At 68.1% G+C, this 17,704-nt stretch carries 20 protein-coding genes and 3 pseudogenes; 9 read left to right on the top strand and 14 right to left on the bottom strand.

Annotated elements, in window-relative coordinates:
- Window positions 1-131 precede the first annotated feature (131 nt).
- The 3 genes from ABZT02_RS35320 to ABZT02_RS35330 form a co-directional block, all read right to left on the bottom strand.
- Window positions 132-365 (bottom strand): hypothetical protein, encoded by a 234-nt coding sequence (locus ABZT02_RS35320; RefSeq protein ID WP_356025053.1) that lies wholly within the window; start codon window positions 363-365, stop codon window positions 132-134.
- 264 nt (window positions 366-629) lie between these two features.
- Complete coding sequence (locus ABZT02_RS35325) at window positions 630-785, bottom strand: hypothetical protein (protein WP_356025055.1); 156 nt, start codon at window positions 783-785, stop codon at window positions 630-632.
- A gap of 64 nt (window positions 786-849) precedes the next feature.
- Window positions 850-1,863, bottom strand: coding sequence for an NADP-dependent oxidoreductase (locus ABZT02_RS35330; protein ID WP_356025058.1), 1,014 nt, complete (start codon window positions 1,861-1,863; stop codon window positions 850-852).
- Between the two features lie 161 nt (window positions 1,864-2,024).
- Between ABZT02_RS35330 and ABZT02_RS35335 the strand changes: the two genes are divergently transcribed.
- Entirely contained in the window at window positions 2,025-2,534 is a 510-nt protein-coding gene (locus ABZT02_RS35335) for a helix-turn-helix domain-containing protein (protein ID WP_356025060.1), read from the top strand.
- Window positions 2,535-2,569: 35 nt separating this feature from the next.
- On the opposite strand, the gene ABZT02_RS35340 is transcribed toward ABZT02_RS35335, so the two are convergent.
- The gene (locus tag ABZT02_RS35340; RefSeq protein WP_356025062.1) at window positions 2,570-3,175 is read right to left on the bottom strand and encodes an ABATE domain-containing protein; all 606 of its coding nucleotides are present in this window, start codon (window positions 3,173-3,175) and stop codon (window positions 2,570-2,572) included.
- Window positions 3,176-3,238: 63 nt separating this feature from the next.
- Between ABZT02_RS35340 and ABZT02_RS35345 the strand changes: the two genes are divergently transcribed.
- From ABZT02_RS35345 to ABZT02_RS35355, 3 genes and pseudogenes are all read left to right on the top strand, one after another.
- Window positions 3,239-4,111 carry an alpha/beta hydrolase gene (locus ABZT02_RS35345; RefSeq protein WP_356025065.1) on the top strand — a complete coding sequence of 291 codons (873 nt, stop codon included), beginning with the start codon at window positions 3,239-3,241 and terminating at the stop codon, window positions 4,109-4,111.
- A gap of 102 nt (window positions 4,112-4,213) precedes the next feature.
- Window positions 4,214-4,423, top strand: a pseudogene (locus ABZT02_RS35350) (IS1380 family transposase); the annotation flags it as partial.
- Complete coding sequence (locus ABZT02_RS35355; protein ID WP_356025158.1) at window positions 4,415-4,711, top strand: PaaX family transcriptional regulator C-terminal domain-containing protein; 297 nt, start codon at window positions 4,415-4,417, stop codon at window positions 4,709-4,711. The pseudogene ABZT02_RS35350 and the gene ABZT02_RS35355, both read left to right, overlap by 9 nt.
- Here the strand turns inward: ABZT02_RS35355 and ABZT02_RS35360 are convergent.
- Both ABZT02_RS35360 and ABZT02_RS35365 read right to left on the bottom strand, forming a co-directional pair.
- Entirely contained in the window at window positions 4,652-5,074 is a 423-nt protein-coding gene (locus tag ABZT02_RS35360; RefSeq protein ID WP_356025068.1) for an alpha/beta fold hydrolase, read from the bottom strand. The genes ABZT02_RS35355 and ABZT02_RS35360 overlap by 60 nt on opposite strands.
- On the bottom strand, window positions 5,074-5,199 hold the full coding sequence (locus ABZT02_RS35365) for a hypothetical protein (protein ID WP_356025070.1): 126 nt from the start codon (window positions 5,197-5,199) through the stop codon (window positions 5,074-5,076). Before ABZT02_RS35365 ends, ABZT02_RS35360 begins: the two co-directional genes overlap by 1 nt.
- Window positions 5,200-5,854: 655 nt before the next feature.
- Between ABZT02_RS35365 and ABZT02_RS35370 the strand changes: the two genes are divergently transcribed.
- From ABZT02_RS35370 to lpdA, 3 genes are read left to right on the top strand one after another with little or no spacing between them, the layout of a single operon-like run.
- Window positions 5,855-6,262: a DUF4345 domain-containing protein gene (locus tag ABZT02_RS35370; RefSeq protein WP_356025073.1), complete on the top strand. Its 408-nt coding sequence runs from the start codon at window positions 5,855-5,857 to the stop codon at window positions 6,260-6,262.
- Between the two features lie 14 nt (window positions 6,263-6,276).
- On the top strand, window positions 6,277-6,462 hold the full coding sequence (locus ABZT02_RS35375; protein WP_356025075.1) for a hypothetical protein: 186 nt from the start codon (window positions 6,277-6,279) through the stop codon (window positions 6,460-6,462).
- Window positions 6,463-6,510: 48 nt separating this feature from the next.
- Window positions 6,511-7,923: a dihydrolipoyl dehydrogenase gene (gene lpdA, locus ABZT02_RS35380; protein ID WP_356025077.1), complete on the top strand. Its 1,413-nt coding sequence runs from the start codon at window positions 6,511-6,513 to the stop codon at window positions 7,921-7,923.
- 319 nt (window positions 7,924-8,242) lie between these two features.
- Here lpdA and ABZT02_RS35385 read toward each other — a convergent pair whose 3' ends face one another.
- The 5 genes from ABZT02_RS35385 to ABZT02_RS35405 all read right to left on the bottom strand — a co-directional run bounded on the left by ABZT02_RS35385 (window position 8,243) and on the right by ABZT02_RS35405 (window position 12,838).
- Window positions 8,243-9,718, bottom strand: coding sequence for an amidase (locus ABZT02_RS35385; protein WP_356025080.1), 1,476 nt, complete (start codon window positions 9,716-9,718; stop codon window positions 8,243-8,245).
- 752 nt (window positions 9,719-10,470) lie between these two features.
- A complete protein-coding gene (locus ABZT02_RS35390) occupies window positions 10,471-11,076 on the bottom strand; it encodes a TetR/AcrR family transcriptional regulator (protein WP_356025082.1) in 606 nt (201 codons plus the stop codon).
- Between the two features lie 50 nt (window positions 11,077-11,126).
- Window positions 11,127-11,501, bottom strand: coding sequence for a hypothetical protein (locus tag ABZT02_RS35395; protein WP_356025170.1), 375 nt, complete (start codon window positions 11,499-11,501; stop codon window positions 11,127-11,129).
- 255 nt (window positions 11,502-11,756) lie between these two features.
- Window positions 11,757-11,945, bottom strand: coding sequence for a hypothetical protein (locus ABZT02_RS35400; RefSeq protein WP_356025084.1), 189 nt, complete (start codon window positions 11,943-11,945; stop codon window positions 11,757-11,759).
- A 29-nt stretch (window positions 11,946-11,974) separates the two neighbouring features.
- Complete coding sequence (locus ABZT02_RS35405; protein WP_356025160.1) at window positions 11,975-12,838, bottom strand: alpha-L-rhamnosidase N-terminal domain-containing protein; 864 nt, start codon at window positions 12,836-12,838, stop codon at window positions 11,975-11,977.
- Between ABZT02_RS35405 and ABZT02_RS35410 the strand changes: the two genes are divergently transcribed.
- Window positions 12,720-13,586, top strand: a complete 867-nt coding sequence (locus tag ABZT02_RS35410) for an alpha/beta hydrolase (RefSeq protein WP_356025087.1) — start codon at window positions 12,720-12,722, stop codon at window positions 13,584-13,586. The two genes, ABZT02_RS35405 and ABZT02_RS35410, sit on opposite strands and share 119 nt — an antisense overlap.
- A gap of 351 nt (window positions 13,587-13,937) precedes the next feature.
- Here ABZT02_RS35410 and ABZT02_RS35415 read toward each other — a convergent pair.
- From ABZT02_RS35415 to ABZT02_RS35425, 3 genes and pseudogenes are all read right to left on the bottom strand, one after another.
- A pseudogene (locus ABZT02_RS35415) lies at window positions 13,938-14,529 on the bottom strand (TetR/AcrR family transcriptional regulator).
- A 310-nt stretch (window positions 14,530-14,839) separates the two neighbouring features.
- Window positions 14,840-15,907, bottom strand: coding sequence for an alkene reductase (locus ABZT02_RS35420; RefSeq protein WP_356025089.1), 1,068 nt, complete (start codon window positions 15,905-15,907; stop codon window positions 14,840-14,842).
- Window positions 15,908-16,491: 584 nt separating this feature from the next.
- Window positions 16,492-16,842, bottom strand: coding sequence for an SDR family NAD(P)-dependent oxidoreductase (locus tag ABZT02_RS35425; RefSeq protein ID WP_356025092.1), 351 nt, complete (start codon window positions 16,840-16,842; stop codon window positions 16,492-16,494).
- A 2-nt stretch (window positions 16,843-16,844) separates the two neighbouring features.
- On the opposite strand from ABZT02_RS35425, the pseudogene ABZT02_RS35430 reads away from it, so the two are divergent.
- Window positions 16,845-17,396, top strand: a pseudogene (locus tag ABZT02_RS35430) (IS5 family transposase); the annotation flags it as partial.
- Window positions 17,397-17,704 lie beyond the last annotated feature (308 nt).

Below are 17,704 nucleotides of genomic sequence, written 5' to 3' on the forward strand. Positions count from 1 at the left end.
GTGCTTCCGGCTGCAGCGCGAACACGGTTCCCGAGACGACGGGCCAGAAGGCCGTGAGGACGGTGCAGAACAGTAGACCGCCGTAAACGGACCACAGTAGTCCTCGGCGGTTGAACCGGCGCCAGAAGAACTTAGATCGCCTCGGCCCCGCCGGCGGCCCGCAGTTGGATCATGAGAATGGGAATCGTGTTGGCCAGTGTCACCGCGGTCGCGGCGATCCGGGGCCCCGAACCTGACGCCCGTAAGGAGAAGAGGTCGCCGAGAGTGTAGCGACCGCTGTTGCGTATCTTCTGCGCGAAGAGCAGCAGGACGCCGAGCATGAGAAGGCCGTCGAGGGCGAAAGTGAAGCCGCCGTAACCGAACACGGCAATGCCCCCCCCCGGAGACCGTCAGTGGAGTGACGACCGAGATCTGCTCGCCGGCCAGCGCGAATCCGTTGAAGACGGGGGGAGAGGGCCCGGTCGGCCACATAGAGCCCTTCCGGGCTGTCATTCTCCGCCGTGGCCAGTGTGAAGAGCCACAGCAGAGATACTCCGATGAAGATCAGGAAGGCGAGGATCACGGGCGGTCTCGCGTCTGAACCGATGGGGTCCAGTACGCCCGAGCCCCGGATGCCCATGGTCACCGCTTCACGCCAGGAACTGTCGGGGACGGGCATCCGGCATCTGGCTGTGGAGCACGCCGGTCAGAGACTGCTCGATGGGATCGGGCGACCGCGTGCTTCGATTCTCGTACAGCCAGGCGGTGGCGACGAAGAGTCCGTATTGCAGGATGCCCCATGCCATCGCGGCGGTGTTGTGACCCCTCCGGTCACTGTGCCGGAACGGAGGGGCTGTTGCCGGGCGCGTCTCAGTCGTTGTCGGGCGCCAGGGAGACCACGACCTTGCCGGCCTTGGTGCGGCCCTGCTCGACGTACGCCATCGCCTCGAGCGTCTGGTCGAAGGGGAAGGTGCTGTCGATGACCGGGCGGAGCTTCCCGCTGTCGTAGAGGGCGCCGAGCTTGCGCAGCTGGGAGCCGTTGGCCTGCATGAAGAGGAACTGGTAGCGCACGCCCAGCGCCTTGGCCTGCTTGCGGACCTTGCGGCTGAGGACGCTCATGACCGGGCGCATGACGGCGGGGGCGCCGAGCTGCTTGGCGAAACCGGCGTCGGGCGGGCCGACGACACTGATGGCCAGGCCGCCGGGCTTCAGTACGGTCAGCGACTTCTCGAGGTTCGCCCCGCCCAGGGAGTCCAGCACCAGGTCGTAGCCGGAGAGCGCCTTGGAGAAGTCTTCCTTGGTGTAGTCGACGACGACGTCGGCGCCAAGGCTCCTGACCAACTCCTCGGACCTGGTGTTCGCGGTCGTCGCCACCGTGGCGCCGAGGTGCTTGGCGAGCTGGATGACCGTGGACCCGAGGCCGCCGGCTCCGGCGTGGATGAGCACTTTCTGCCCCGGCTTCACGTGCGCGCGCTCGACGAGGATCTGCCAGGCGGTCAGGGCCACCAGCGGCACCGCGGCCGCCTCTTCCAGGGAGAGTGAGGTCGGCTTGGGGGCGACATCGTCCGCGTCGATCGCGATGTACTCTGCGAAGCCGCCGACCCGCAGGTCGCGCGGGCGGGCGTAGACCTCGTCGCCGACCTTGAAGCCGTGTACGGCGGAGCCGACCTGTGTCACGACGCCGGCCACGTCGTGGCCGAGTACGAACGGGGTCTTGTACTTCAGGATCTGCTTGAACTCCCCGTTGCGGACCATCTTGTCCAGCGGGTTGATGCTGGCGGCGCTCACTCTGACCAGGACGTCGCGGTCTCCGACGGTGGGCTCGGGTACCTCTGCGGCGCGTACGCCGTCCTTGCCGTACTTCTCGACGACGAACGCCTTCATGCCGGCGGCCTTTCCGTGTGGGTGTCCGGGTGGTTGATGCGATTCTTCCGGCAGGTCCCCCTTGCGCGCCCGTTTCTCGCGTGCGGCCGGGTTGATGTGCCGACTACGACGCTACTAGCTGGGTATGGATAAGTAAACTCAAGGGAGGTTAGAATCCCCTCATGGATGCAACGACCGAAGCTCTGCAGGACGCCGGCGTGGACCCCCGTCTCGACCGGGACGCGTCGAACTGCTCGATCGCCCGGACCCTTGAGGTCGTGGGCGAGAAGTGGACGATCCTGATCCTGCGCGAGGTCTATTACGGCTCGTCCCGTTTCAGTGAGTTCGAACGCGTCCTCGGCTGTCCTCGCAACCTCCTCGCGGCGCGGCTGCGGATGCTTGTGGAGGAAGGGATTCTGGCCACCGAGACCTACAAGGAGCCGGGCTCGCGGAGTCGGCCGAAGTATGTGATCACGCGCAAGGGTGTGGATCTGGTCCCGGCCGTGCTGGGGCTCCTGCAGTGGGGCGACCGCTACCGCGCCGACCCGGAGGGCCCGGCCATGTTGTCCCGGCACCGTGGTTGCGGCGCGCACGTCGACGCCCAGATCCGCTGCGACCGGGGCCACGCCGTACAGCCGGAAGAGATTGAGAGCATCCCCGGCCCGGCCTTTCGTCTGAGGCCCGCCGAGTGAACTGAGCGCGGTGGTGCCAGGAGCTCGTGATGGGCTCAGTCCGCCGAGGTGTCCTCACTCCGCCTGGCCCGGGCCTGGTGGAGGCGGACCTTTGTGCGGTTGCCGCAGCGGGACATGGAGCACCAGCGGCGGTTGCGGGCGGGGGAGCGGTCCACAAAACGCAGGGCGCATTCGTCCGCACCGCAGACGCGTACCCGCCGGATCTCGGCGGACAGAAGCAGATCGACGGCGTCCTGGGCGATCAGCGCCAGCGCGGCCGCGGCATCGGCGGCGACACTCATGCCTGCGGCGGGTTCCAGGCGCCCGTCCGCGATGACGATCTGCAGGGCGGGCCGGGGGGCCTGCGCCGCTGATCGGTTGAGCGCGGTGACATCGCCGGACAAGGGCACTCGGCCGTCGGCGACCGCGAGTACGGCCCGGTCGACCGTCTCGCGCAGTCGCCGGCCCGACGTCAGGACGGCGGTAGTGCCGGGATCCTGGATGCCCGGTGCGAGCATGCCCGCTCGCTGAAGCCAGAGAGCCAGGTCGTCCGGGTTCCGGAGAGTCTCCTCCGGCGCGGTCCGCCACCGGTAGCGGAGGGTGTTGGTGAAGTCCAGGCAGACCCGCCCGCCGTCCCAGATCCACATGTCGTCCGTTGCCACTCCTCCATTCTGCACGTTAGCTTAACCGTCTAAGACGGTTAGCCGTGCCGAGGAGGCGGATCTATGGGACAGCCGACAGTGACGACCGGAGTGGCGCAGGTGGACGGGGTCCGCCTGCACTACGTCCGGGCGGGATCCGGCCCCCTGCTCGTGCTGCTCCACGGCTGGCCGCAGACCTCCGACTGCTGGCGGCCGGTGCTGGCGGATCTCGCGGCCGACCACACTGTTGTGGCGCCCGACCTGCGCGGCTACGGCCTGAGTGACAAGCCCACGGCCGGTTACGACAAGCGGCGCATGGCTGCCGACATCGCCGGTCTCGTTGAGGCCCTCGGCTTCGACAAGGCTGCGGTCGTGGGGCACGACCGCGGCGCCCGTGTGGCGCACCGGTGGGCGCTGGATCGCCCGGAGCAGGTGGAGCGGCTCGCCGTACTCGACATCGTGCCCACCCGGGAGATGTTCCGGCGCTTGGATGCCTCCCTCGCCTCCGGATACTGGCACTGGCTGTTCCAGATGCAACCCGACCTGCCGGAGCGTCTCGTGGGCCACGACATCCGCGGATATCTCGAGTACTTCTTCGAGCGGTGGACCTACAACCGCCACGGTCTGACATCCGAAGCGGTCGACGGCTATGTCCGGGCGTTCTCCCGTCCGGGTGCCTTGCGCGCGAGTTTCGACGACTACCGCGCCATGGAGCAGGACGTCGCCCTCGACGACATCGACGCCGCCGAGGGCCGGCGCCTCACCATGCCGGTACTGGCGCTGTGGGGTTCCGTGGGGCTGCCGTCCCGCCTGCCGACGCTGGAGATCTGGCGCGAGTATGCGGACGACGTCACCGGTGCCGAGATCCCGGAGTGCGGCCATTTCATCCCGGAGGAGCAGCCGACAGCGATGCTGGCGCATCTGCGGCCTTTCCTGGGTGACGGAAGGGCTGTTTAGCCCGGGCCTTTCAGGAAGCCTGCCCGCGGTTCATGATCGGAAATGAGGAAGGTGCCTGCCATTCGGGATGATCTGGCTTGTCGAAGGCCCTGATCGTTCGCCATGGAAGGCACCTGCCGAGTGAGGGCTACCGGGTCGCGTCCGAAGATCATCGTGAGTGCTGACGGGCGTGGCGTGGTCGGTCATGCCGGTGCCCGGCTGCTCGCCGACGTCGCCGAAGTGACCGGCCTGACCGCAGCGTGTGGTGTTGCCTTGGCCGGGTTGCGGCAGCGCCGTGGTGTGCATGACCCAGGCCGGGTCGCCATATTCGTCAAGGAATGGCGGTGGTTGGCGACGCCCTGGGACGAGCGGGTCCGCGGGGGCGAGGCCTTGGCCGCCAGGCCCCGGCTGATGGACGCGTACCTCCGGTTCCCCGCCCTCGATCCGCAACTATCGCAGCACCTGATGCCCACCGGCTGGCCCCGTGAACAGACCCGGCGCCTGTTCGAGCACGGCTACGACGGGCTGGGTGAGCGCGCCGAACGCGGGTTCGCGAGATCCTCACCGCGGCGGGGCTCGACGTGCCCGCCGGCCTCGGGCACCACATCGTCGCGCAGCTGAGCACAGTCTCATGGCAGGCCGAATGACACACACGGGCGAGAGACGGCTACCCCGAAGCGGTGTCCGCGGGGGGAAGACGTGCCGGGTGGGCACGATGTCCAGGACGGCGGCGCGCCTGACCCGGGCGGGGTGATCGAGGCACATCCGGTGCACGACGCGGGCACCGCGGTCGTGTCCGACCGCGGCGAAGGTGTCCAAGCCGAAGCTCGCCATCACCGCGACCTGGTCCGCGACCATGGCGCGTTTGCTGTACTCGGTATGGTCGGCGCCGACGACCGGTTTCGCGGAGCCGCCGTAGCCGCGCAGATCCGTCAGCACGACGGTGTGGCGCTGCGCCAGGATGGGGGCGATCTGATGCCACATCACTGAGTCTGCGGATAGCCGTGCAGCAGCAGGGCCGGTGGCCCGGTGCCGGCCGTCCGGCCGGTGATACCGATCCCGTCGATGTCCACCTCGATCGGTGCGAACCCCGCGAGCAGCTGTGCCATGTCGCCCACTCCCACCTCGGTCGGGTCTGCCGCGCACGCGGCCTACCCAACGCTCCGCAATTTCACTGCTCTCACGCCGCGGTCGACGTCACGGTTCGCCCTTGCGTGCGACGCCATGACCGACCTGGCACCAGCCCGGGGCGGTGGCGGTGCCCACCGCCAGGCTCCGGCGCCGGGCGAAACGCGGACGCCCCTGCTCGGCACTGAGACCGGCGCCCTGTCGTCGGTCTCAGTGCCGAGCAGGGTGAGGGCGCTCTGGATGCCCTGTTCCATGACGACGTCCGCGAGTTGCTGGTCCACCAGGGCACGGTTCTCTCGGCACCATGGTAGTATGAGCGTAATATAAACGATCGGAAGCCGACGTTGACAGCGACACGGCTGGTGGCTCTCGTGACGGGTGCGTCCCCGGGCATCAGTGTGCTGCGTCGCATCGTGCCGACCCGGTATCCCGTTCTGGTCGCGAACGCCGGGGACGGCGGCAGGCTTCCCACACGAGCATCGTTCGGCCTCGCGCATCGCCTGCCGAACGCCTCACTCGGATTTGCCCCGATGCCGGCCATGGCGGCGTCTTCCAGCACCACGAGCACCACGAGCAGTTCGTGCCACATGTTCCGGAGCTTCTTCGATGAGCTCCCACACCGGAGGTATCAGAAAGATGAGCCTGAAGAAGATGGTTCTTGGTTCCGCGGGCCTCGGGATCGCCGTGATCGGGTTGATCTATCTCCTGGCTCCCCACCTCTTGCTCGACGTCTACGGGGTCGACATCCAGTCGCCATCGCAGGCGAACATTTTCAGGAGCGGTTCCGGGTCACTGTTCGTAGCCGTGGCGATCTTGTTCTGCCTGGGAGCCTCCAATCCGCGGTACACCAGGACTTCGCTCATCACGCTGTTCACCTTCATGAGCGGCCTGGCTGTGGGGCGCGTGGTCAGCATCGCGGCGGATGGGTGGCCCCATCCGCTGCTGATCGCCGTTCTTGTCGTCGAGGCTTCCTTCGCCGGCGCTGCGGCCTATGTGTTGCGGGCGGAGGACTCCTCCCCGCAGCCGAGGGAGACCGCCGCCTGACAGTCAACGCCCCCGTGCGGCAGGGCGCACGACAACAGCTGGCCGGGCATAGATCACCGCTGCGTGGCGCTGAAGCTGACGTCGGGAAGCCGCCGTTCGAGATGGTGGACCATACGGTCGCCTCCACCGTTTCCCTGCTGCGGGAGCTGGCGGATGCCGCCGCCGGCGTATTGATGAAAAGATCGTTCGATCGGGAGTGAGTCCGCCCTTCGCGGGGGTGGCCCGCCCCAGCGGAAAGGAAGCAGTCCATGGACGAGCAGAGTGAGCGCTTCGACGTCGTCGTACTCGGCGCGGGCCCCGGCGGATATGTAGCCGCCATCAGGGCCGCCCAACTGGGCAAGCGTGTCGCGGTCGTCGAGGAGAAGTACTGGGGTGGCGTCTGTCTGAACGTGGGCTGTATCCCCACCAAGGCACTGCTGCGCAATGCCGAGCTGGCGCACATCTTCACGCGCGAGGCGAAGACCTTCGGCATCAAGGCCGAAGGTGAGGTCTCCTTCGACTACGGGGAGGCCTTCCGCCGCAGCCGGAAGGTCGCGGACGGCCGGGTCAAGGGCGTCCACTACCTGATGAAGAAGAACAAGATCACGGAAGTCAGCGGTCGCGGCACGTTCCTCGACCCGCACACGCTCCAGGTGGCCGACTACGACGGCAACACCCGCACCATCGGTTTCGATCACTGCATCATCGCCGCCGGGGCGACCCCCAAGCTGTTGCCCGGCACCCGCCGTACCTCGCGCGTGGTGACGTACGAGGAGCAGATCCTCGCCGACGACCTGCCGCAGTCCATCGTCATCGCGGGCGCCGGGGCCATCGGCGTCGAATTCGCCTACGTCCTGCACAACTACGGCGTGAAGGTCACCGTCGTCGAGTTCCTGGACCGGATCGCCCCGCTGGAGGACGCCGAGGTTTCCGCCGAACTGGCCAAGCAGTACCGCAAGTTGGGCATCGACGTTCTCACCTCGACCCGTGTCGAGTCGATCGACGAGTCCGGTCCGCAGGTCCGGGTCACCGTCACCGGCAAGGACGGCGCCCAGCAGGTCCTTCAGGCCGACAAGGTCCTGCAGGCGATCGGCTTCGCACCGAACGTCACCGGCTACGGCCTGGAGAACACCGGTGTGCGGGTCACCGAGCGCGGCGCGATCGACGTCGACGGACGCTGCCGCACCTCCGTCCCGCACATCTACGCCATCGGCGACGTCACCGCGAAGCTGATGCTGGCGCACGCCGCCGAGGCGATGGGCGTGGTCGCCGCCGAGACGATCGCGGACGCGGAGACCATGGAGCTGGACTATGTGATGATCCCGAGGTCCACCTTCTGCCAGCCGCAGATCGCCAGCTTCGGCTACACCGAGGCGCAGGCCAGGGAGAAGGGCTTCGACGTCCAGGTCGCCAAGTTCCCGTTCACCGCGAACGCCAAGGCCCACGGCCTGGGCGACGCGACCGGCTTCGTGAAGCTGATCAGCGATGCCAAGTACGGCGAGCTCCTGGGCGGACACCTCATCGGCCCCGACGTCACCGAACTCCTGCCCGAGCTGACCCTGGCCCAGCAGTGGGACCTCACGGTCCACGAGATCGCCCGCAACGTGCACGCCCACCCCACCCTCGGCGAAGCGGTCAAGGAAGCCGTCCACGGCCTCGCCGGCCACATGATCAACATGTAGAGGGATGCTTGCCCCAGCGGCAACAGGCCCGCTGGGGCTCGGATCGGCGTCGCGCCCTTGAGCCTGCGAGGGCCTCCGAGACTTCCCGAACAGGAGCGCCCGGCAGGATCGCCCTGTACGAGATCTACGACCTGGCCGCGACCTTGGCCGGGTTGCGATCCGGTTTGCTGCGGCGCCGAAGACGTCGTACGCGATGCGATGCGGTCGTCGCTGAGGAGGTCGCGGTGTGCTCCGAAGAACTGGCAGGCGGAATCGGCAGCCGTGACACGTTGCGGGTCGGGTGGTGCGCGTCGCCTTCCTGGTTGCCTGGGTTGGGCAGTCAGATCTGGACGAGGGCCGGAGACGGTACGAAGCCGTCTACCTCCCGGCCGAGCAGGGCGGCGAATTCGATGGTGGTGAGATCGCCTCCGCTCGGGCCCATGGCCTGCAGACCGATGGGCAGTCCGCTTCTGCCCTTGCGTACGGGGATGGTCGTGGCGGCCGGCCCTCCGGAGACGTTGGCGACGGCGCTCCACTTGACCTGGTCCCAGTAGGGACGTCGTACACCGTCGACCTCGAAGGGCCGCCCGAACCAGTCGATCAGTTTGTTGTGATGGGCGGGGGCGGCCGTCGGGGTGACCGGCATGAGCACGATGTCGAAGTCCTGGAAGAACTCGTACCAGCGCTGCCGGAGTTCGTTCCGCACCATGTGGGCCTGCAGCCAGTGGAAGTGGGACTGGAAGGTTCCGCGCAGGGCGGGTCCGGCGTCGCCCCGCGGGTGCTGGACGAACCGGGCCAGGGTCGCGGCACTGGGGGCAGGGGAGAGGCCGGTGCGGTCGCCCGCGCCGAAGAGCAGGGGCGAAAAGGCCTTCCCGTGATTGGTCGCGAGGTCGACGGGGAGGCTCGCGGGCTGGACGGTGATCTTCGCACCGGCCGTACGCAGCACGGTGACCGCGTCATCCATGGCCTCCATGATGTCGCTGTCGACCGGACACGAGGGATCCTCGCTCCAGACCGCGACACGGAAGTCGGCGAGCCTGGTCGCGCGCGGCGGTGCGAGCGTGTAGCCGAAACCGCTGTCGTAGTCGGCCGGCCCGACCGTCGCCCGCAGGATCGGGACGAGATCACGAGCGTCGCGGACCTGCGCGCCGCCGCAGGCCATGTCGGCTTCCGTCCATCGTCCGGCGCCCGGGCCGTAGGGCACATGTCCGATGAGCGGGATCGACCGCCAGGTCGACTTGTGGCCGTACAGGCCGTTGAAGTGGGACGGGATCCTGGTCGATCCACCGATTTCCGAGCCGAAGTCGAACGTGGTGAGGCCCCCGGCGGTGGCGACGGCGCCGCCGCCGGCGGATCCGCCCGAGGTGCGGGTGGTGTCCCACGGGTTCGATGAGGGGCCGAATACCGGGTTGTCAGCTTGGACGTCCTGGTTGCCCGGAGGCATGTTGCTCTTGCCCATGATCACCGCACCGGCCGCGCGCAGCCGCTTGACCGCTTCGGCGTCCTGGTCGGGCACGTAGTCCTTGAAATCCATACGCCCGCAGACGGTGCGCATGCCTGCTGTCTCGTAGCTGTCCTTGACGGTGATCGGCAGGCCGTGCAGGGGGCCGAGGCTCTGCCCGGCCGCCCGCTCGGCGTCGGCTTTCCCCGCCTCGCGGCGTGCACGCTCGGGGTCCAGGGTCACCACCGCGTTCAGTGCGGTGTTGTGGACGGCAATCCGCTCGAGATAGATCTCGACGAGTTCCCGGCTCGAGATCTCACCCGCGGCCAGTGCGCGTGACTGCTGCACGGCGGACTGGAAGGGGACGTCACTCACGGCATGCCTCGTCTCTGACGCTGACGGTGCCGAGTGGAATAGCGATCTTAATATTACGTTCGGCAGACCATAGGTCCGGCGAGGGGTGGAAGGCAATGGCCCGGCGGAGGCCCGGTGTACAACGCGGCAGACAGTAGAGGCGGTCGGGCGGGGGCGGACCGTCAAAGGCGCCGTTGTCATAGGGGAGAGGGTCGGGAACGCACCCGAGGTGGCGGGAGTGGTGGTTACGAAGGCGACTCCCCGGGCGCCTTGGCCATTCGGCGCGTTTTGCGGTCGTACAACTTCCGCGAGTTCGGGCCGTGACGGACGCTGACCAGTGGTCAGAAGCACATCCAGGCTGCGCTCACCGTGGCGCTGACGCGTCAACGTCATCTGGGCACTGATCCGTGACCGACGGTGCTACGAGGTCACGCCTCCGGTCAGTCAGGCGGCCTGGCTGCTGGGCACCCATGCCGATTTCGTGCTGTTCAGCGGCACCTCTCGGCAGACGACATGACCTTCCAGGTGGGCATGACGCCTGACCGAGGCGACTGTCCGGGGCCGCCGGTTCACCGAGCCGGCGGCGGTTCCGGTGGACCACTCGTGGATGGTCCGCGACGTTCGTGCCCGAGCGCAGGGGGTGGGCGGCGCCGCGCGCAGGCTCCGGGTGTCGAGTGGACACCTCTTTTCCCGTACACGTGTCGCGCCGCATGTGAGGTGTTGGCGCAGTGCGGAGGGCGCGGCGCGCTCCGAAGTGTCCGCGTGCACGCCGGTCAGTGCGCCCTCCTGGTGTCCCGTCCGTGCTCGACGCCCAGGAGCGCGAGGGCGTTGTGGATGCCCTGGTCGAGGACTTGGTCGGCGAGCTGCGGGTCGGCGAGGGCCCGGGAGAGCTGGAGTGTGCCAGCCATCATGGCGTACGAGCCGAGTGCCATGGGGCGGACCGAGAGCGGGTCGTCGGGCGCCAGGCGGGCGGCGATGCCGTCGGCGACTGCCAGTACGCCCTCGGTGTAAGCCTGCTTGGTCGGGTGGGTGCAGCGCCCTATCTCGTCGAGCAGGGCGGCGGAGGGGCAGCCGACGTCACGGCTGTCGCGGTGCCAGGGGGACAGGTACCAGCGCACGATCTGTTCGAGGCCGGCGCGGCCTGGTTCCGCGTGCGCGACGATGATCGCGTTCTGGGCCTGCAGCTGGTCGGCGATCGTGGTGGCCACGAGGTCGTCCTTGGATGTGAAGTGGGTGTAGAAGGCGCCGTTGGTCAGCCCGGCGTCCTTCATGAGCGCCGTGATGCCCGAGCCGTCGATGCCGTCCTCCTTGAAGCGGCGGCCCGCAGTCTCGATGATCCTCTGCCTGGTCGCCTGCTTGTGCTCTCTCCTGTATCGCACCGCACACTCCTCTACGTGCCGGGTGGGCCACTCGCCCTCCAGCGGCTCCTTCAATGTATTGTATTGTGAACGTAATTCAATAACCCCGAATTCCGACGCCCTCGCGGTCTGGGTTTCCCACGCTGGCCGCGTCGAGGGCTTGCCCTGGAGGACGGCGAGGGGCCGGTCGAGCTTCTGAGGGCGTCGAGGAGTGCGATCTGACCGCCCATGAGCTCCGGCGTCACCGTGGAGCGGCCTTCCCCGGTCAGGCGTACCGTGTCGCCGACGACCGCGACGACGTGGTCTGCCTGAGGCGCGACCGCCACCGCCGCAGCGCGTTCGACCTCGCCGACCTCGCCGACCTCGCCGACCTCGCCGACCTCGCCGACCTCGCCGACCTCGCCGACCTCGCCGACCTCGCCGACCTCGCCGACCTCGGCGGGCACGGCCGACCGGAACCGGGATCAGTCAGCCGATCTGGGTACCGCGACGGTGGACGGCGGTCCAGTCATCGGGTACGAGCTCGTTGCCGTCGAAACGGTCGTGGTCACCTCACGGATGTGCCCGTCGGGCAGCAGGGCACATGTCCCGATGCCTCCGCCCAGCCACCCAGCTGGGCATGTGGTCGTCGGCGAGCGGACCGAGACGGTGATGGTGCGTGCCCTCGCCGATGCAGCCGGCACGGCGTCGCCGGTGGGCTGTCACTTCGTCCAGTCCAGCGGCAGGATTCCGGTTGGCGCAGGAGCACGAGTGAACACCGCGACAGTTCCAGACAGTTCCAGGTTGAGTGCGGGTCGGACCTTGATGGCGACGGCGCTCACCGCGTCATCGACCGGGATGCCTTCCGGCCGGCCCGTGAGCTCGGCGCAGCCAAATCTGTGGAAGGTCATGGTCGGTGGGAAGGTGTCGTCGGCGCCGCTCAGGGTGAGTCGGTCGGTTGCCAGGGCCGGATGCCGGGGCCGTGCGCACACTCGCCGTCCTCGGTGACCTCGGCACGTCGCGCCGCGATAACCGTCCCGGCCACTCCGTGCGCGCGGACCTTGTGGGCCGGCCCACGCTGTTCTGTCTGAAGTCGAGGAGAAGGGCACCGGAGGCGCTGGGCCAGGTCTGCTGCGCGTGCAAGTGGGCTATGCGCCATACCGGCGGCGCGGGGTCGGGGCTGAGGCGGGCGTTGGCGTAGTCGACGGTGCGGGCTCAGGCCCGGCTCGTCCTGGAATCCGGGGCGGAGCCAGGCATGGTCCTCACGCCGAGCATCGATGTCCTGACCGTCGTACAGATCATCGGCTGTCACCGGTCCGGGGCCGGACGTCGACGACTCGTCGGCCACGACCGGCGTCTCGCGCTGTCGGCGGAGGTCAGCCGCTGCTCCTGCCCTGGTGGTGCGCTGTACTGTGCGCCGCGAGGCTCGGCGGAACCTGTGATTCCGCCGCTGGGCATCGCGTTCGACTCGACCACTTGCGCCCCCATGAAAGTATGGCCATACTTCAATGGTCGGGTCGTTCAAGACCTGATCCAAGAGGGTTCCCACTTCCTGGGCCTCCTCTGACCGCCGACTCCGGACTGCAGCCGCAGCCGGGAGACCTGGGAACCGCTCTGTGTCCACCTGCGAGGAAGCAGAGGCTGGACGCATGGTGGCGGTAACTCTCGCATCGAAGGGCACGACCGTGAGCGCACGCGAAACACATGGTGACCTGGTGACGTCGTACAAGAACGCGCAGACCCGCACCGTCACCGCCGACGGAGTGACCTTCGCGTACCGCGACCTCGGCCCCCGGACCGGCATGCCGGTCATCTTCATCACGCACCTCGCCGCGGTCCTGGACAACTGGGACCCCCGGGTCGTCGACGGCATCGCCGCCAAGCATCGGGTGATCACGTTCGACAACAGGGGTGTGGGCGCGTCCAGCGGCGTGGCGCCGAAGACCATCGAGGAGATGGCCAAGGACGCCGTCACCTTCATCCGGGCGCTGGGCTTCGAGCAGGTCGACGTCCTCGGCGTCTCGATGGGCGGCATGATCGCCCAGGTGATCGCACAGACCGATCCGCAGCTCATCCGCAGGCTGATCCTCGCGGGCACCGGTCCGGCCGGAGGCGAGGGCATCAAGAACGTCACCCGGATCTCCCACTTCGACACCCTGCGGGCGCTGCTCACCCTTCAGGACGTGAAGCAGTTCCTCTTCTTCACCCGCACCCCGAACGGGATTCGGGCCGGCAAGGAGTTCCTGGGCCGCCTGAAGGAGCGCACCCAGGACCGGGACAAGGCGATCCGCCTCACCTCCTACTTCTCCCAGCTCAAGGCCATCCACCGCTGGGGGCTGGCACGGCCGCAGGATCTCTCCCGCATCCAGCAGCCCGTGCTCGTCGCCAACGGTGACAACGACAAGATGGTTCCGACGTCGAACTCGTACGACATGGACCGGCGACTGCCGAACTCCGAGCTGGTGATCTACCCCGACGGCGGACACGGCGGCATCTTCCAGTACCACGAGCAGTTCGTGCCGACGGCTCTCGAGTTCTTCGGCCGGCCGTAGGGCCGCGGTGCGGTGTGCGTACGGGGCCAAGGACGCTGACTCAGAGCCGTGACGCCCGGCGGGCGTCACGGCTCTCGTCACGTGTTCGACGTAACTGACCTGCTCGCCTCTCGGCCCTGCGGCGCCGGGGCGGTTGTCGTGCAGGATGGCGATGCGGAGACCGGCCGACGTCCCGTTCGGGCACCAGGACCCAGGCCCAGGACCTGCACTGCCGCTACGGCGTATTTCGAACGGGCGCAGAGTCAGCCGCCGTACGAGCGCAGGACCCCCGCGCCGGCCGCTCCCGAGATCGCAGTTGTCCCGGGGACCACCCGCTCACGCGGCACCGGCGTCCCGGCCCGTGCCAGGTCATTAAGCCGGTGCTGACGTGCATCGCGCGATGGCGAGGGCGTTCTCGGTTCCCTGCTCGAGGACCTCGTCGGAGAACTTTTGGTCGGAGAGCGCGCGGGACAGCTGCAGCGTTCCCACCGCCAGGGTGAAGAGCCCGACGGCCTGACCGCGGGCGGACTGCGGATCCTCCGGATTCAGACGGGCGGCGAACTCGTCCACGATGGCTTTGGCGCCGTGGGTGTAGGCGACCTTGGTTCCGTCACCGCAGCGGCCGATCTCGTCCAGCAGGGCGGCGTTCGGACAACCGTTGCCGGGGTTGTCCCGGTGCTCGGGCGACAGAGTACGAGCGGATGAGATCCTCAAGGCCCTCGCGGCCGGGCCGCAGCGCGCCGAACTGCTCCACCTGCGCGCGCAGCTGCTCGGCGACGACGTGGGCGACGAGGTCGTCCTTGGACTCGAAGTGGGCGTAGAAGGCCCCGTTGGTGAGTCCGGCGTCCGACATCAGCGTGGAGATGCCCGAGCCGTCGATGCCGTCCTGCTTGAACCGGTGGCCGGCCCGCTCGATGATCCGCTGCCGCGTCACCTGCTTGTGCTCCTTGGTGTAGCGCGCCACAGGGTTCCTCCATCAACTCCGCCAGGCCGTTTGCCTCGTATCCCATCCTAATCTGTGACCTGACGCACGTAATATTATGGTCGACAGGTGATTCATTTGAGGAGGCCGCGACGCGGATGCCCTCGTGAGGGGATGTGGGCCGGGTCCACCTCCGGTGCGGCGAGTCCGGACTGGGAGCCGCGAGGCGGGACCGCGTGGTCATCGCCGCCGCACCGCTCGCATCGTGAGCGCATGTTCAGCTGCCTGGCTGCGCCATGTGTACGCCGAAGCGCCCGAGGAAGGTGAACACCTCGGGCGCCGGGCGTTCTGGTCAGGCGGCGTAGGTGGGGTAGTCGGTGTAGCCGGCCGCGCCGCCGCCGTAGAAGGTGGCGGGGTCGGGGGTGTTCAGGGGTGCGCCGGCTCGTACGCGCTCGACCAGGTCGGGGTTGGCGAGTGCCATCGAGCCCACGGTGACGACGTCGGCGATGCCGTTCTCGATGTCCTTGGCCCGGGTGGCGATGTCGGTGCCGGCGCGGTTGAGGATCAGCGTGTTCGGCCACAGCTCGCGCAGCGTGCCCAGGAGTTCCTCGTCGCCGCCGTGGGCGAGGTGCAGGTAGGCGAGGCCGAGGGGGGCGAGGGCGCGTACGAGTGCCGGGTAGAGCTCGTGGGTGTCGTCCTCGGTGAGGTCGCCGAGCTGGAAGGGGTTGCCGGGGGAGAGCCGGATGCCGGTGCGGTCGGCTCCGATCTCGTCGGCCACGGCGGTGGCGACCTGCACCGCGAAGCGGATGCGGTTGTCGAGGGAGCCGCCGTACTGGTTGGTGCGCTGGTTGGTGTTGGTGGCCAGGAACTGGTGAACCAGGTAGCCGTTGGCGCCGTGGATCTCGACGCCGTCGGCGCCTGCGGCGATGGCGGCCGCGGCGGCGCGGCGGAAGTCGTCGACCGTCGCGGCGACCTCTTCGGTGGTCAGCTCGCGCGGCTCCGGCATCTTCTGCATCCCGGAGGCGGTGAACATCTGGTCTGCCGGCTTGATGGCGGAGGGGGCCACCGGCTGCCGGTGGTGGGGGGTGTTGTCGGGGTGGGAGATGCGCCCGACGTGCATGAGCTGGATGACGATGCGTCCGTCGGCCTTGTGGACGGCGTCGGTGACCTTGCGCCAGCCGGCGATGTGCTCGTCGGTGTAGATGCCCGGGGTTACCGGGTAGCCCTGTCCGTCGGCGGAGGGCTGGGTGCCCTTGGTGATGATGAGGGCGTGTGAGGCGTGCTGGGCGTAGTACTCGGCGTTCAGCTCGGTCGGCACGCCTTCCGGGGTGGCCCGGCTGCGGGTCAGGGGGGACATCGCCAGACGGTGCGGCAGGGAGATCTTTCCGGCGACGGTCGGGGTCCACAGGCTGTCGAGCATGCGTGATTCCTCAGGTTGTTGGTGGCGGAGATCCGGCAGACCTGCGTTCCGGGCTGTGAGTCCGATGAGGCATCCGCCATGAGCATGGGTAAATTATATTACGAATATAATGTTTTGCTGGGTGCTGGACGGCGAAGGAAGGGGTCCAGGACGTGCTGGGGGTGCTTCAGGAGTTCCTGAGGGGGGAGGCAGCCGGGAATGCCTAGATTGCTGCAGGCCCGGTCCCTCGTGGGGTTCGGGCACCAGAGGGCGTCCACGAGCAGATCGAACATGCGGCTCTGCGCGCGTCGGCCGGTGAAGTCGTTGTGACTATACCGAGGAGGGTGATGACGATGTCCTCGGCGTGGAGACTCAACTACACCGAGCGCATGGCCAGTCGGAAATCGGATTCGGGATCACCCTGCTGTACTTCGACCTGCCGCCCAGGATCAAGCGGATCAACAAGGTCAAGCAGTATCGGCCGGTGGCCGGCGACCCTCGACGCCTACCTGCAGCGCCAGCATCGCGCCTGGCGCGACACCGACACTCGGCTGCTCTCGACCTGAGTGCTGCGGACTCGACCTTGACGCCGGCCCTCTGGTGGGTCAGTCGCCCAGTTGCGCGGCGAACTGCGCCTCGAGGGCCGGGTACAGCAGGGCCTGGTCGTCGTGCAGCGTGGACTTCACGTTGCGGCTGATCTCGTCGACGACGGCCTCGGGCCGGCCTGCCTCCAGCGCGTCCAGGGCGCTGCGGGCCACGTCGGCCGGCGGGGTCTTGGGGACGTCGAAGCCGGCCTGCATGTCGGTGTCGCCCGGCCCGACGTGGACGGCGACGACTTCGGTCCCCTGTGTCTTGAGCTGCTGCCTGGCGGCGTTGGTGTAGCTCCACGCGGCTGCCTTCGACGCGCCGTACGTCGCGGCTACGGGGTACGCCGCCCACGAGGCGACCGAGAGCATGTCATGTCCTGCACACCGGCATCCAGTGGGAGTACCTCCCGCAAGAGCTGGGCTTCGGCTCGGGCAGGACCTGCTGGCGCCGCCTGGCAGCCTGGAACGAAGCGGGAGTCTGGGACCAGCTGCACCGGCTTCTGCTGAACAGAGCTGCGTTCGAAGAACCAGCTGGACTGGTCGCGGGCGGTGATCGACTCCTCCCACGTCCGGGCCGCACGCCGGGGTTCAAAAGCGGACCCAGCCCGGTCGACCGCGCACGCCCGGGCAGCAAACAGCACCTCATAACCGACGGCCAAGGGATTCCGCTCGCCGTGTCGCTGACCGGTGGCAACCGCAACGACGTCACCCAACTCCTGCCCCTGCTGGACAAAATCCCGGCGGTGGCCGGAGTCGTGGGCCGGCCGCGCAGGCGGCCCGACATGCTCTTCGCCGACCGCGGCTACGACCACGACAAGTACCGGCGGCTGCGGCAACGCGGCATCCAACCCGCAATCCCCGAACGAGGACAGCCGCACGGCACTGGTCTGGGCACGTTTCGGTGGGTCGTCGAGCGGACCATGTGCGCCACGAGGCGCTCTGTTTGTATCCCCGGCTGAGCCGGGAGGAACTCGGAAGGAGGTTCCTGGGCCGGATGACTTACCTGGATCCGAAAGGTGAAGGGGACAACAGCATGTCAGAAAACCAGCGACCGGGCTCAGTTGTCAGGGACGGTGCGCTGGGCGGCCCGCGCGATATGGCGAAGACTGGATTGTTTGAATCCCAATCTCCAGAAGATGCAAGTTCCCATCCGCCGGAATTGACAGCTGAAACCGGCGCCGCGCTCTGCTCCACCTTCGATTGTTGGCCGGGGCACTTCCGGGGTGCGGAG

The sequence above is a fragment of the Streptomyces sp. NPDC005402 genome (assembly GCF_040606575.1).
Taxonomy (GTDB): domain Bacteria; phylum Actinomycetota; class Actinomycetes; order Streptomycetales; family Streptomycetaceae; genus Streptomyces.

Excerpts from the sequence above, each read along its gene's own strand:
- ABZT02_RS35325 (WP_356025055.1), bottom strand. The coding sequence starts at position 785 with ATGGCATGGGGCATCCTGCAATACGGACTCTTCGTCGCCACCGCCTGG.
- ABZT02_RS35330 (WP_356025058.1), bottom strand. The coding sequence starts at position 1,863 with ATGAAGGCGTTCGTCGTCGAGAAGTACGGCAAGGACGGCGTACGCGCC.
- ABZT02_RS35335 (WP_356025060.1), top strand. The coding sequence starts at position 2,025 with ATGGATGCAACGACCGAAGCTCTGCAGGACGCCGGCGTGGACCCCCGT.
- ABZT02_RS35345 (WP_356025065.1), top strand. The coding sequence starts at position 3,239 with ATGGGACAGCCGACAGTGACGACCGGAGTGGCGCAGGTGGACGGGGTC.
- ABZT02_RS35360 (WP_356025068.1), bottom strand. The coding sequence starts at position 5,074 with ATGTGGCATCAGATCGCCCCCATCCTGGCGCAGCGCCACACCGTCGTG.
- ABZT02_RS35365 (WP_356025070.1), bottom strand. The coding sequence starts at position 5,199 with ATGGCACAGCTGCTCGCGGGGTTCGCACCGATCGAGGTGGACATCGAC.
- ABZT02_RS35370 (WP_356025073.1), top strand. The coding sequence starts at position 5,855 with ATGAGCCTGAAGAAGATGGTTCTTGGTTCCGCGGGCCTCGGGATCGCC.
- lpdA (WP_356025077.1), top strand. The coding sequence starts at position 6,511 with ATGGACGAGCAGAGTGAGCGCTTCGACGTCGTCGTACTCGGCGCGGGC.
- ABZT02_RS35400 (WP_356025084.1), bottom strand. The coding sequence starts at position 11,945 with ATGACCTTCCACAGATTTGGCTGCGCCGAGCTCACGGGCCGGCCGGAA.
- ABZT02_RS35405 (WP_356025160.1), bottom strand. The coding sequence starts at position 12,838 with ATGCCGGTCCGGGGGCCGAGGTCGCGGTACGCGAAGGTCACTCCGTCG.
- ABZT02_RS35420 (WP_356025089.1), bottom strand. The coding sequence starts at position 15,907 with ATGCTCGACAGCCTGTGGACCCCGACCGTCGCCGGAAAGATCTCCCTG.
- ABZT02_RS35425 (WP_356025092.1), bottom strand. The coding sequence starts at position 16,842 with ATGCTCTCGGTCGCCTCGTGGGCGGCGTACCCCGTAGCCGCGACGTAC.